This window comes from Bacteroidia bacterium (assembly GCA_027493955.1).
Taxonomy (GTDB): domain Bacteria; phylum Bacteroidota; class Ignavibacteria; order SZUA-365; family SZUA-365; genus JAOSJT01.
In genome coordinates this window covers 646,760-660,796 of the sequence record JAOSJT010000001.1, presented here as the reverse complement: position 1 = coordinate 660,796, position 14,037 = coordinate 646,760, and the positions used below count along the sequence as shown (strand labels likewise).

General features: G+C 55.6%; 11 protein-coding genes. 5 read left to right on the top strand and 6 right to left on the bottom strand.

What is annotated here, in order from left to right:
* Window positions 1-335 precede the first annotated feature (335 nt).
* Together M5R41_02605 and lpxB are read left to right on the top strand one after the other, a co-directional pair.
* Complete coding sequence (locus M5R41_02605) at window positions 336-908, top strand: isoprenylcysteine carboxylmethyltransferase family protein (protein ID MCZ7555280.1); 573 nt, start codon at window positions 336-338, stop codon at window positions 906-908.
* A complete protein-coding gene (lpxB, locus tag M5R41_02600) occupies window positions 905-2,059 on the top strand; it encodes a lipid-A-disaccharide synthase (GenBank protein ID MCZ7555279.1) in 1,155 nt (384 codons plus the stop codon). The genes M5R41_02605 and lpxB overlap by 4 nt, the downstream gene beginning before the upstream one ends.
* A gap of 179 nt (window positions 2,060-2,238) precedes the next feature.
* Here the strand turns inward: lpxB and M5R41_02595 are convergent, their stop codons facing one another.
* A complete protein-coding gene (locus M5R41_02595) occupies window positions 2,239-4,458 on the bottom strand; it encodes an alpha-amylase family glycosyl hydrolase (GenBank protein MCZ7555278.1) in 2,220 nt (739 codons plus the stop codon).
* Between the two features lie 147 nt (window positions 4,459-4,605).
* On the opposite strand from M5R41_02595, the gene M5R41_02590 reads away from it, so the two are divergent.
* From M5R41_02590 to speB, 3 genes are read left to right on the top strand one after another with little or no spacing between them, the layout of a single operon-like run.
* On the top strand, window positions 4,606-5,331 hold the full coding sequence (locus tag M5R41_02590) for a class I SAM-dependent methyltransferase (GenBank protein ID MCZ7555277.1): 726 nt from the start codon (window positions 4,606-4,608) through the stop codon (window positions 5,329-5,331).
* Window positions 5,331-7,052, top strand: coding sequence for a hypothetical protein (locus M5R41_02585; GenBank protein MCZ7555276.1), 1,722 nt, complete (start codon window positions 5,331-5,333; stop codon window positions 7,050-7,052). The genes M5R41_02590 and M5R41_02585 overlap by 1 nt, the downstream gene beginning before the upstream one ends.
* A gap of 10 nt (window positions 7,053-7,062) precedes the next feature.
* Window positions 7,063-7,959, top strand: a complete 897-nt coding sequence (speB, locus tag M5R41_02580; protein MCZ7555275.1) for an agmatinase — start codon at window positions 7,063-7,065, stop codon at window positions 7,957-7,959.
* Window positions 7,960-8,121: 162 nt separating this feature from the next.
* On the opposite strand, the gene M5R41_02575 is transcribed toward speB, so the two are convergent.
* The 5 genes from M5R41_02575 to M5R41_02555 all read right to left on the bottom strand — a co-directional run bounded on the left by M5R41_02575 (window position 8,122) and on the right by M5R41_02555 (window position 13,991).
* Window positions 8,122-9,114 (bottom strand): hypothetical protein, encoded by a 993-nt coding sequence (locus M5R41_02575; GenBank protein MCZ7555274.1) that lies wholly within the window; start codon window positions 9,112-9,114, stop codon window positions 8,122-8,124.
* 1 nt (window position 9,115) lies between these two features.
* Window positions 9,116-10,564: an MBOAT family protein gene (locus M5R41_02570; GenBank protein MCZ7555273.1), complete on the bottom strand. Its 1,449-nt coding sequence runs from the start codon at window positions 10,562-10,564 to the stop codon at window positions 9,116-9,118.
* A 500-nt stretch (window positions 10,565-11,064) separates the two neighbouring features.
* Window positions 11,065-12,108 (bottom strand): RluA family pseudouridine synthase, encoded by a 1,044-nt coding sequence (locus M5R41_02565; protein MCZ7555272.1) that lies wholly within the window; start codon window positions 12,106-12,108, stop codon window positions 11,065-11,067.
* A gap of 25 nt (window positions 12,109-12,133) precedes the next feature.
* Window positions 12,134-12,736, bottom strand: coding sequence for a signal peptidase II (gene lspA / locus M5R41_02560; GenBank protein MCZ7555271.1), 603 nt, complete (start codon window positions 12,734-12,736; stop codon window positions 12,134-12,136).
* Window positions 12,737-12,752: 16 nt separating this feature from the next.
* Window positions 12,753-13,991 (bottom strand): TraR/DksA C4-type zinc finger protein, encoded by a 1,239-nt coding sequence (locus M5R41_02555; GenBank protein MCZ7555270.1) that lies wholly within the window; start codon window positions 13,989-13,991, stop codon window positions 12,753-12,755.
* Between the last annotated feature and the right edge of the window lie 46 nt (window positions 13,992-14,037).

The following is a 14,037-nucleotide window of genomic DNA, read 5'->3' as shown; positions in this document are numbered from 1 at the left end:
GACCTGGCGCACCGGATTGCGGAATGGCCTTTTGCAAAATATACGACACTGGAGGTCAGTTTTCCACAGTCTGTTTCTTGCGATTCGCGAATGTTGATTTCCACACGCATCCGTCGGCGGATTTCGCATGATGAGCACAGAAATACGCCGTGTGTACATCGGGACAAGCAACCACACCGCTTTCCATGCTCGCGCATCGCCGGGTGCTTCATTGTGAGTCCGTGACGATTTATGCTCATCCCCGGACGTCTTCCGTGCAGTGTGATTTCCGACTATCCATTGCATTTCCTGATTTTTCCGTATAGCTTTAAAGGTTATACAGAAATGAGTTTTCAGTGACTTTCAGCCAGTTCCTTTTTCGCAACCGCAGCTACACGCCCCTTCCCTTCCTCGTCGTCATGATGGTGTTTGCACGGCCGACGTTGATCAGTCTCGGCATCGGATTCGCCATAGCTGCACTGGGAGAATTCGTGCGTGCCTGGGGTGTGTTCTACGTCGGGAGCGAAACGCGCGTCACCGGGGAGGTAGGCGCAAGCCGCCTCGTCACATCCGGACCGTTTGCGCATGTACGAAATCCCCTTTACGTCGGCAACATCCTGCTCTACGTGGGTGTGGGCGTCATGTCGCTTGCATTGTTCCCATGGCTGCAGCTCGTGGCCTTGCTTTGGTTCATTTTCCAATACACCTTGATTGTTCGCGAGGAAGAGCGATTCCTGCGTGAGAAATTCGGCAAGGAATACGAAGACTATTGTACCGCCGTCCCTCGATTTCTCTTCCGTCCAACGGCGTTCCAGAGTTCCGCACCAGTGAAGATTAACTGGAAAGCCGGCTGGCAATCGGAAGCCCGCTCGCTCCAGGCCTTTGCGGTCGCGACGCTGCTGCTCGTCGTCATCTGGTTGCTGCGATGAAACGCGCCGCCCCACGTGTCATGATCATCGCGGGGGAAGCTTCCGGTGATCAGTACGGCGCGCGTGTGCTTCGGGCGTTGAAGGAGACGCATCCCGAAAGCGAATGCTTCGGCATCGGCGGCGACCTCATGAAGGCGGAGGGAGTGGACCTGCTATTCCATATTTCGCAGACAGCGATCATGGGTTTCGTGGAGGTCGCCAAAAACGCCGGATTTTTACGCAGCATGTTCCGCCGTTGTCGAGAGGAGCTCGCGCTGCGCAAACCCGACGTTGTGGTGCTCATCGACTATCCAGGATTCAATCTTCGCTTCGCCAAGCGCGTACGCGAAGCCGGCATTAAAGTCCTGTACTACATCAGTCCGCAGGTGTGGGCGTGGGGCAAGGGACGCATCGCGAAGATGCGCGATCTTGTGGATCATCTTGCCGTGGTGTTTCCTTTCGAAGCACCGTTGTTCAGGGATGCCGACGTACCGGTCACCTTCGTTGGGCATCCTCTGCTCGAAATCCTGAACGTCAGCGACCGTGGCACATTTTGCGAGACGTACGGATTGTCCGCTGACGCGCCGATCCTCGGCCTCCTCCCGGGCTCCCGCCAGCAGGAGATTGACCGTTTGCTCCCGGCCATGCTCGACGCCGCGACGATATTGATGAAGGAAACCGGATGCCAGCCCGCAATCGGGGCATCGCAGCTGCCGGACAGCAGTTATCAGCACCATTTACGCGGGCACACACATATACCGCTGCTCCGCGGCGCGACGCATGCACTGATGCAGCACAGCCGTGCGGTGCTGGTTGCATCGGGCACAGCGACGGTGGAAACGGCACTGTACGAGACGCCCATGGTGATCGTCTACAGAGCTTCCTTTCTCAACTATCAGATCGGAAAGCGTCTGATACAGATTGACAGCATCGGTATGCCGAACATTCTCGCCGGCAAGCGCATCGTACCCGAACTCCTTCAGGACGAGCTCAAGCCGCAGAACATCGCCGATCACGCTCTTCCCTACTTCACCGATCCCGCACGACACGCCGCCACCGTGGCGGAACTCCATCGTGTGCGGGAACGCATGGGCACAGCGGGTGCGTCACGCCGCGTTGCGGAGCTACTCCTTGACATGACAGGGCATTCGTCAGCCAGTACCCAAGGATAGCGGATAGAACTCCGGGTTTCCGCAATTATTCGTCAGGAATTTCTTTATCACGCAGCAGCGTTGTTTCACCCTTCGTGAAACGAACATGAATCATTCCCCTTCCGCTCCACGGACATTGACGGACTTTTACTCCCCGGCATCCCTCACACATCCATTGTCACGTCTTCTTCCGTATAGACTCAATCACGACACAGAATCATTCCGCTGCACGGCTGCACCACGACGTGTTGCGCATCGAGAAGGCGCAATGCGCTGGGTGCGGCCTGTCCGGCATCGGCAAGGACTTGCCAGGCGCGTTTATGCCCGAGATCGTAGCGGGCTGCGAGTTCATGATTGGCATTGATGAGTACCACGAGGAGGACCTCGCCGCCCTCGTCCATGATTTCGAAGCCCCCGGCGATAGGAATGTTTGCGGCAAGGAAACGGTAGCGGTCGATTTCTGAACGATGCAGTTCCGCGTGTTCGTTACGAATGGCGATCAGTCCGCGGTAGTATTCGAACAACTCCGCATTGTCGGCTGCGTATCCATAGTCCAACCAGTTGGTCTCGTCATCCTTTTCATAGCTGTTGTGGTCGATGACGTGCGGAACGACATCGGGTACCCCGTGGTCGGCAATCAGCTTTCCGCGTCCGAATTCCTGTCCTGCGTGCAGCATCACCGCACCGCGACTGGTAAAAAGCATCATCGCCCCGAGCCGACTGATCGCAAGGGAAAGGCCGGAGAGACGCCGATACGCAGCGACGTCCTCGATTCGTTGGCCGGGCCTGGCGCTTCCTGTCGCAATGCGGATAAAATCCGCCAGCGTATACCCGTCATGGGACTCGAGATAGTTGACACTGTGGGCATGCGACAGAAACGGGCCGCTTTTACTCTGAACGCAGCCGAGCATCCACATGCCGAAATCCTCTGATGAGGCGCCGCCCCAGTGCCCGAATATGTAGCCGGTGTGATTCAGCGGATCGGATCCTTTAACCCCGTTGCGGAAGATATCATTCCACGAAGCATACTCCTTGCGTGAGAAACCGGCAGGATCGTAGCGTCCCCCGCCCCAGGGTTCGGCAATCAGTATGACATCGGGATTGATGCGACGCGCTTCTTCCCGCACGTGCAGCAAGGTTTCATCGTCAATCATGGCACCGAGATCAAAGCGGAATCCATCGATATGATACTCACGCATCCAATGCAGGATGCTGTCCACGATGAGCTTCCGAACAGCGGGCCGGCTGGTGGCTACATCATTGCCGCAGCCGCTTTTACTGATATGCTGACCATGCTGGTCAAGATGGTAATAGTACTTCCGGTCAATGTATTTCAGCGGCTGATAGTCGTATTGTGAAGTGTGATTGAACACGACATCGAGAATCACCGCCAGACTTGCGCGATGAAACGTTTTGACCATGTCCTTGAATTCGGTGATGTGACGCAAGGCGACGTCGTTCCATTCCCCTGCTTCGAGGTTGGCGCCGCTGGCGTAGCGCGGTTCCGGAGTGAAGTAATAGGAAGTCATGTACCCCCAGTGATTGCGCTCCCAGGGGTTCCAGTGATTGTACACCTCGCCGACATGACGCAGATACGGAGGTTCCAGCCAGGCAAATTGCTGGCAGGGCAGGAGTTCCACCGCATTGACACCCAGGGCACGAAGATGCGCCACCCCTCCCCGGGCGCCATCTATCGTCAGAGCCTTGTAGCTGCCGGCCAGTTCGGGGGCAATGCCGCTGGATGGATGCATCGTCATGTCCCGCACGTGCATCTCGTAGATAATCAGATCCTCCACAGCCGGCGCCTTGAACGAGTCTCCCTCCCAGTCGTACACGGGAAGCGCTGACGGAAGCACCGCTTTGGATTCATGGCGAAATGTGTTCATAGACACCACCGCCTGCGCGTACGGATCGGCAACGGGAATCCGAGGATTGAACATCTCCCCTTCTCCCCGAGGTCCGTCAATGCTGAAGGCGTAGTATTGCTCGCTTTGATCGAGCGGTACCGTCGCCTCCCAGACGCCGTCTGCGCGACGCTGCATCGCCCACGAATCGCCGGATGTATCGGAAATCCTGTCGTAGAGCAGCAACCGAACGGATGACGCACGCGGAGCGAAGAGACGAAAGATTTGTACGTCTTGTTCCACTCGACAGCCCAGAGGTCCCGCAGGCGTTTGTCTGTGTAACCATGGCCCGGGATCCACGGGGGTCATGCCGACGCCACGGAGCATCAACGAGTAATTTTTATCCGCACGCAGCGGTCCTGTCTCGATGATGAGCGAGTGATCTTCGACCTGCACACGCTTCACCTCGGCAGCGGGCGCGAGCAGAACATCCGAAACGCGAAGATGTACCGGAGGATCGGAACAGACCGCGCGAATATGACGGTCAGACTCGATGGAAGCGTGGTAAACGCGCATGTATAACAGTGTTCAAAAGACAACACCAGTCCGGACGAGCCGGTTTGATTGAAAAATAGAGCGTCGCGGTTTCCCGAACAATTTGCAATCGCAGAGACGCTCCGATAAATTGATTCGATGAAGTTGAGCGATCACACCACACATTACATGCGCGACGCGGAACTGTTCGATTATTTCGAAGAGCGCAGCGGCGCGGATCGGGATTCGACACGGCGGATACAGCAGGGCGTCTTTCATGCCGCGCGGATTTCCTCCGCCGACCTGGTACTCGACGTCGGCAGTGGTGGCGGCTGGCTGGCTGATGAATGCCTGTCGCACAGCCTGCGTCCCCCGGTACTTGTGGACCTCGGCATCGCAAATCTCCGCAAGCTGCGAGCGAAGCTGGGCACGTCGGCGATACTCGTCGCCGCGGACGCATACCATCTCCCGTTTCGTGACGGCAGCTTCAACTGTGTCATCGCCTCGGAAGTCCTGGAACATCTGAACGAACCCGCCGTCGTTCTGAACGAGGCCCGCCGTGTTCTTCGCGGTGACGGGCGCATCATTGCCAGTACCCCGTACAAGGAGAAACTTCGGTATTCCCTGTGCATACATTGCAATACGCCCACCCCCATGAATGCCCATCTGCACAGCTTCGACGAGACCCGTCACACAGGAATGATGCGTGACGCCGGCTTCGACGCCGTGCGTTGCACACTCCTCGTGAACAAACTCCTGCTGTACTCACGGATCTCGTTGCTGCTCTCCTTCCTCCCTTTCCGCCTCTGGCGTTGCGTCGACGCTATGGTTAATTTACTCTTGCGTAAAAGCGCGATAATTATTGTCAGCGCCCGTTCGCTGACGACCAGCTCTTCGAATCGTCCATCAACATAATGATCTCATCCCAGGATCCGACTATTCTCGCACCTCGCGTCATCGCCCTGCTCCTGCTCCTCTCACCGGCCACGCTTCTTTCACAGGAGCATTATTGTGGTATGGTCGCGTGTGAAAAAGCGGTTACCTCGCTCGGAAAAGCGGTAGAACCGCACGGGGGCGCATACCTTCCCACCAAAGGCACGGTGCGCGGTCTCGTACTGTTCGCACAAACGCTCAACGACGTTCAGCAGAACGAAACGTGGCCGTTGGGTCAATTGCCTTTGTGGGCAAACGATTACGCGGACAGGCTTCGACGGTATTTCAGCGATATGTCTTTTGGCGAACTGAATCTCCAACTCGACGTGTATCCAGACTGCATGGTAACGAGAAACACGGAAGACGGCTACGTGGATTGGACTCGGAAGTACGGTGACGCGATAAAAGAATTCATTGACTCGATGGATGTGTCAATCGACTTCGCGCAGTACGATGGCTGGACATCGTTGTCCAACGCGTATCGTGTCAAACCCGGTCCCGACGGCCAGGTTGACCTGTTGATTGTCATTTTCCGTCGCATCACGAACCCGTATTTTCTGCCATTCGCAGGTGTATCCGATCTGGGTTTCCCGGGATACAAATTTGTGGACGGTTCGCTGGAGCGATTCTTCTATGGAGGGAGCGGTCAATTCAACGACGCGTCCGCTTCCGGGGTGACGATGTGCAGGCTTCCGGCCATGGGGGTGGTCATTGATGCGGAATATACGTTCAACGTGACGGTCCATGAACTCGGTCATAAATTCTTCGGAGACTCCCATCCGGCGGAACTGTTCGGCGGACTTGGGATCATGGCGAATTCCGGAAACGGGTACGCCATGAACAGCTTCGAACGTCAACTCGCAGGATATCTTTCCTATCGAGAGCTCACACCGCATCGCGACACTGTCGTGACACTTCGTGATTATGTGACAACCGGGGATGCGGTGCTGCTTCCGATTCCGGAAGGTGTGCGTTCGTATTACAGTTTCGAATTTCGCAACAAGCTGTCGGAATGGGATTCCGCTCCCATACGAGGTCTGTACGCGTATCGTATATTTGATTCACCCAGCTACAGCTCGAAACTCATACAGGTTGCCAGCGCCGAGGGCCGTTTTGATTGGGCGCTTGACAGTACCACAAACACGATCTATCAGCTCAGGCCAAATGCTATCGGGGGATACACTCGCTTTCAGCGTATTCCGATCGGGGGAAAAATTTACTATGCCGAAGGCCGCGGCGGAGACAGCCGCAGCGCCTATAGCCTCGCTCGCCCCGAACTCGCCGTTCTGAAGAATCCGACTCCGGATTTTCTCCTTGGCGGGGATACAATACGTACGGGATTGCGTATTCTATTGCTCGCTCTCGACGACAGTAGCGCAACTGTTCGTATCTCGTATCAGCAACCTGCCATACTGCACACGCTCTTCCCTCCGGACCTTCAGCTTGCACTCGGGGCCCCATACCCGCAACCTGTGGAAACGGGAGGCACGGTGCACATACCCGTGCGTTCTGAAAGCGACGGCCTCGCGCAGGTAGATCTGTTCGATATGCTTGGCCGTCGTGCTGCCACGTATGGCCCTGTACCGTATTCCGGAGAAGGAGAACTTCACCTTCCGCTCCGCGGTCTTCCTGCCGGATCGTACACCGCTGTGATCGTGGCCGGCGCACGTGTCCATCGTTTACGCATTTCGATAAAATCATGATGAGATGATAATGAAGGCACTAGGGCTAGAGGATAATTTTCTTGGAATAGAAGAACAATACTCCACTTTGGAGACATCACAGGTTGCCATTCTCCAGGCCCCGTACGAGGCGACAGTTTCCTACGGTAAAGGTACGGGACTGGGGCCTGCCGCTTTGCTCGAGGCGTCGCATTATGTGGAATTCTGGGACCAGGAGTTCCATCGCGAACTGTGTTTCGATGTCGGTATCGCGACATTGCCGGCTCCCGACTTCGGCGGGACAACGGGCCGCGACATGCTGGACATACTCGAAGCCCAAGTCACTGCCCTCCTCGACCTCGGCAAATTCGTTGTGACGCTTGGAGGGGAACACTCCATTTCGACCGCTCCCATCGCCGCACATTTTCGTAAGTATCCGGCGATGAGCATTCTTCAAATAGACGCGCATTCGGATCTGAGAGTGGAGTACGAGGGATCACCATGGTCGCATGCCTCCGTGATGGCGCGCGTCATCGAATTCTTTCCGCCTGGGCGGTTGGTACAGACGGGAATTCGTGCACAGTGCAGGGAAGAATACGAGACAATCCGGTCGCGAGGCATTCACACGTTTTTCGCAGGCGACATCCGCCGGGGTCGCTATGGGCAATCCTGGAAGGAACGTGTGCTCGATGCGCTCGGCGACCAGGTGTATATCACCTTCGATGTGGACGGGCTGGATCCGTCGGTTCTGCTCGCGACGGGAACGCCAGAACCTGGCGGCTTGCTCTGGGACGAAACGATAGAATTACTGACGATGGTTGGAGCGACAAAGCGCATTGTGGGCTTCGATGTCGTGGAACTCGCACCCCGCAGTGATCTTCCCTACTCGTCTTTCGTTGCGGCGAAACTCACCTACAAAATGCTCAACGCCGCATTTGCGGGAAGGTAGCATCGCAATCCATTGCACCGACGAATGCTCGGTGCGGTGTCGTTCCGGCTTCAGGTCGGATGTGCGTATCGAGGATACGCGCCGTAAGATCATCGTGCATTCCCTTCGTTCTCTACCCGAATCACGCAGTGGATCGCGGAAAGAAAAACGATATATCTCCCGTCACCTGATTGGTGTTACGTCGGTAGACATTCGACGCGGCGCCGGACGGGTTGCGTAATCGCCCCCGGTCCTTCCGGCATCGTTCCATAGCGCCTTGATACTGTCCGCAATCTCCGAGCTGAATTCTTCCGCTGCGCGTCGTGTCGGATGTCCGGCATCGTAAAAATTTCGCGGATCCCGATACACATGAAATTTCGTCGTATCGTAGGTGCAATACCGCGCACGGGGTGCGGCGAGTCCTCGTATCCGACTCTCGAAGGCCCCATTGTGTGATACAAAGCTCGGCGGGAAGCAAATCAGCACATCGATGGATCTCCTCGCGCAAAGATCGAGAATCCGGGTAAAGGCCGCCACCTTCGACGGCGATTCCTCACGCGTATCGTACTCGTTGGAAGCGTAGACATATCGTAGTTCTTTACGTTCATCCCGGAAGGAGACGGGCATGGACCCGCAGGACAACATGGTGTCCAGACGCGAGAATTGTTTCTGTCTGAGATCGAGATTGCCGTAGTACAGTCGGTGGAGAATAAAAACCTTCGCGATCCACTCATTTTTTTCTCCTCGATCAATCAGCTCCCGGAGTATGTAATCGTATTTGACAAGTGGGTACAGACGGTCATATCTGAACTTTACCACTTCATTTTTCCTGAGCTGGTCGGCATCGTCGACTGCGAGCACGAGCAGAGACGGCGCAGCGTTGAACCGGAGCAGCGTTCTGAGGACGAATTCCTGAAATTCGATATCCGACCCGGGATATGCGAGATTGAAGGTACTGTGACCGGTCGCCGTATCGATGTGTCCCGCAATGATGCTTCGCGCGGCCCGGGATGAACCGAGAATGACGATGTCGTGGTTCATTTCTCCCTCCAGTATCAATTCCAGACGTTTGTCTATTTCCGTCCGAGGGGAATATTCCATGACGAACAGAAACAGCTTGTCGAAGAGAAACAAGCTGAGGGCAAACAGCGCGCAGCGGAATAAAAAAGTTCTCATTTCAGAATTGAAAATAGATAAATTCCTGTTCCTGGCCTGAAAAAAGAAATACGACGGTAACAAGCAAGATGTAGAGACCCCATCGGAGTGCGCGCGATCTGTGTATGAATGCATGTTGTATTGCGAAATCATTCTCCCGACCGAACCACTCGACGACGAGAAATCCCAAGGTCAACGAGAGAACAACCGCTGCCTTGCCCATGCCCACGAAATGGGGTACAGTGAATAAGGACGAGGAGAACATACCATGAAAATAGATCATCGCAGAGCTGACTGTCTCCGATCGGAAGATCACCCAGGCGATCAACGTAAGAAAGAAGGTGCCCAGAAGTTTGACCGCATCTGGAAATGACGGCAATACACGTCCGGCCGCTACGATAGAAAGCTGGTGCTTCTCCGGCTGACGCAAGCGTGAGGGTATGAACAACAGCGCATTGAAAATACCCCAGAGTACGTATGTCCAATTCGCGCCATGCCATAAGCCACTGAGCACAAAGACAACGAGCATATTTCTGATCCTATTCCAAGCGCCGTCTCTTCCGCCTCCAAGAGGGATATAGACATAATCCCGAAACCACGTGGAAAGGGATATGTGCCATCGTCGCCAGAACTCCGGGATACTGCGGGAAAAATACGGATACGCGAAATTCTTTGACAGCGTGATCCCGAAGAGCTTCGCAGTACCGGTGGCGATGTCCGTGTACCCTGAGAAGTCACCGTAAATCTGGAACGCGAAAAACAGCGAGCCCAAAAGCAGCGTGCTTCCGGAATATGTCTCCGGACTACCGAAGATCATATCTGCATACGCGGCACAATTATCGGCGATGACCATTTTCTTGATCAATCCCCAGAGTATTTGCCTCAGACCTTCGGATGCCGAAGCACCGTCGAACCGCCGCTCGCGGAGAAACTGCGGAAGCAGACTGCGTGCGCGCTCGATCGGTCCCGCTACCAGCTGCGGAAAAAAGCTGACGTACGCGGTGAGCGCTATCCAGTCCTTCGTCGGCTCGATGTTTCTCCTGTACACATCAATGGTGTAACTCATGGTCTGAAACGTGTAGAAGCTGATGCCCACGGGGAGAATCACGTTGAGGGACGAAGCCGAGAAAGCGAGACCGAACACACTGAATGCGCTTGCAAAACTCTCGATAAAAAAATTATAGTACTTGAATACCGAAAGTAAACCCAGATTTATTATCACGCTGGTAAGAAGGAGAATTCTCCTCGAACGCGCATTTTCCGTCCACCCTAAAGCCCGTCCAGCTGTATAATCCACCGCGGTGCTGAAGACGATCAGTGAAAGAAAACGCCAATCCCACCAACCATAAAAAACGAAACTTGCGCAAATGACGATGGCATTCTGCACCCGGAGATTGCGCCCCGCGGCGAACCAGTAGAGAAAAAAAACGATGGGAAGGAAAATCGCAAAATCAAGCGAATTGAACAGCATACTTCACCGACCCGTCAGTCCGAAAGAATTCAGCAATGTTTTCACCCTCCATCGTGCATGCGACAGACGAACAACACGTACACCGAAACCACACGACGGTGCTGAGAGCGCCCGGGCTGCGGACACGCGCGATGCACAATGTCCGCCGGATTCGATGCGCATCTTACACAACATGATACCGTTTCTCATCCGCGACGCAGCCCTCCGACATAGCACACAAGGTGCCCACACAGCGGATTCAGCGGATGGGCCGTTACGGACTGCCGGTGAGGTGCAAGCACAAGCAACCGAAGCTGTCCATATGCTGTCTTCATTCCTTCGTGTGACTTCGAATGGTATATGTGCGCCCGCCTCACTGTTGGCATCGAGTGTCCAATTCCGCAGACCGGTGTAATATAGGATGCAGATGGCGATAATCCGCGTACGTCATTTCGTTGTGTTCCGCAGCGTGAGGATACGGAGGGCATGCGCAACAGGGCGCACGTGCCCCGTCGGGATCGTCACGTGTACTCCGCCGAGAATTCCTCGAGCATCGTCAGGGCCTTCGCGATATCATCGGGCAACGGACACTCAAAGCGGACAATTTCCCTCGAAACGGGATGCCTGAAACCGAGGGTGCGTGCGTGCAGCGCCTGCCGCGGCAACAGCTCGAGCAACTCGCTGATCAGCTGCTTGTAGCGAGCGGTGATATTGCCGTAGAGAATCCTGCGGCCACCGTAGGTGGGGTCGCCGAATACCGGATGACGCAAGGAAGCGAGGTGGACACGAATCTGATGCGTGCGCCCGGTTTCCAGTTTCAATCGAATATGCGACATGAAGCCGAAATCCCGTAACACCTCATACCCGGTGATCGCTTCCTTTCCCCCCTCCACCACCGCCATTTTTTTTCGATCACTGGGGTGACGCGCGAGAGGTGCGCTTATGCGTCCTCGCTTTTCCGGCATACTACCCCACACGATTGCCTGATATTCTCTTTCGATGTCGTGCGCGGCAAATTGTTTTGCGATATACTGATGGGCAAAATCGGTTTTCGCCACCGCCAGGAGTCCGGAAGTATCCTTGTCCAAACGATGCAGGATACCTGCGCGCTCTTCACCGCGTTCGAGGGATAATTCTCTCGTGTGATACAACAAGGCATTCACCAGCGTACCGGTGTAATTGGCGAACGCCGGATGCGTCACCATGCCGGCGGGCTTGTTGACGATGATGATGGACTCATCCTCGAACACAATGTCCAGCGGGATATCCTCCGCGACGATGTCGGGTGGAGGTGGTTTGGGAATCGTGCAACGCACCAGATCGCCGGGAATGACGAGACGCCCAGGTTTGAGCACCACGCGTCCGTTGATCTCCACACCACCCGCCTCCACAAGCGATTTCACGCGTGTCCGCGATGCGTTCTCCACACTCCGCACGATAAACTGATCCAGGCGCACGCGCCTGGCCCCTGCCGCTGAGCGGAGTTCGTACACCGTTACCGCTGCGGCATCGTCATCTTCGGAAACAGGAAGGTCGTCGAGATCCGGCGAGATATCGTCGTTCATGGACAGGAGGACAAAGATTGAAGGATCACTGTGAATCAGGCGTGGTATTCCGCTGCGCGTGTACGGCTGCGTCCGCGTCCGCTGCTTTATGCGGAAAGCCCACGATGAGCAACAGCACAACACCGATCGATACGGCGGCATCCGCCACATTGAAAATGGGCCAGAACTTGAAGGACGATGAACCGAGATTGATCATGAAAAGATCAAAATTGATGAAGTCCACGACATTCCCTTCAAAAAAGCTACCGGTGCCGTACAGCACGGGATAGAGTGTGCGATCGATCAGATTTCCCAGTGCGCCCGACAAGACGAGCGCGAGCGACAGGCGGAACGCGGTGCGTTCGCTGCGATACTTCCAAAGCAGGTACACGATGGCTACGGACGCGAGCATGGCGAAAATGGTAAGAAACAGTTTCCCCCCCACCTCGATGCCGAATGCCATATTCGGATTTTCGATGTAGGTAATCTTCAGCCAATCTCCAATGAGCTGTATGGACTCACCATAAGTCATCCCATAGTGCGAAATGCCCAACGATGGGATATTCACACCTTTGACGAGCAGCTTGGTGACCTGATCGAGAATCAGGAGGCCAGCAGTGACATACAGAATACGCAGGTTTTTCAGCACAGAATACCGTCTGCTTTCATCGGACTTTCGTTTCCTGTTTGCAGGATACGCACATGCGGGCATGCGGTACCGCTTCGAGTCGGCCTTTTTCGATGAGGTCGCCGCACACGATGCACAATCCGTAATTTCCGCTCTTGATACGCTGCAGCGCATCCGTCAAATGCGAAATGAATTTCCTTTCCCGGGCCGCAAAGAGATAGGCCTTCTCTCGCTCCATTGCGTCGGTACCCTGATCCGCCATGTGCAGCGAGTAGGTGCTGTCTTCGTTGTACTCACCCGTGGCGGAATCCATGAGCCGATCCTCGATGCTGAGCAATTCCTCGTTGGCATCCTTGATCTTGTCGAGAATGAGAACACGGAAATACTCGAGGTCCTGCGGTGAATACAGGCGCTGCTGTTTGTTCTTTACCGCGGCAGCGTCCCCCACCCCTTTTTTCTTCAGCAGAGACACCTGCTTGCCCTGATATTTAGGGACGGGTGCCGGCGCTTTCTTGGCCCGACGGGTGTACTTGCGCTTCTTTTTGGGCTCACCCTCTCCGGCTTCGCCTTCGGCGGCATCGGCCTTGATACGGCGCCTGGCGGATTTCCGCACCGGGGCTGCGGCGGGGAGCGCCGGTTTGGGGACGGCGGATTTCTTCTCCGGCGCAGCGGTCTGCGCGGCTTTCCTCTCTTTCGCGGTTTTCGACGGCGCAGCGCTTTCCTTTGTCGCTTTCGGGGCAGCAGCGGTCACGGCTTTCTTCGATTTGACGGGAGCCGCCTTCACTTCCGTTGTCTTTGCGGCTTTGGCCTTCGAGGTGCTGTCCTTGACGGGTTTGGACGCGGCTGCTTTCGCGGTGGTTTTGCTTTTTCCAGGCGCTGTCTTCTCAGCCTTCGGAGCCTGTTTGGGGGCTTTTGCCTTCGACGTTCCTTTGACGTCTTTCACGGGAGTGTCCTTGCCTTTCGGACTGACCGCCTTGGCGGGTGTACTCTTCGCGGGTACGGGTTTCGCTTCCTTGCTCTTGCCTGCCGCAGGCGTAGCGACAACTTTCGCCGGAGAGGATTTCCCCTTGGGAGGAACAGCCGTCGCTTTCTTTGCGGACGTTGTCGCTGCCGGCTTGGGTGCGGGTGTGGCGGCGTCGGTCTTGCCCTTCTTCGACGGGGCAGGTTTTGCGGCCTTGTCACTCGCAGCCTTCGCCTCTGCGGCGGGCTTCTTTCTCGCGGGCTTCGGCTCAGCCTTCTCCGCGGGGCTTGCTTTACTGGTCGTTTTCGCTGCCATACTACACACTCCGAAAAAATAGAATCGTATTGAGAACGTTTGAATG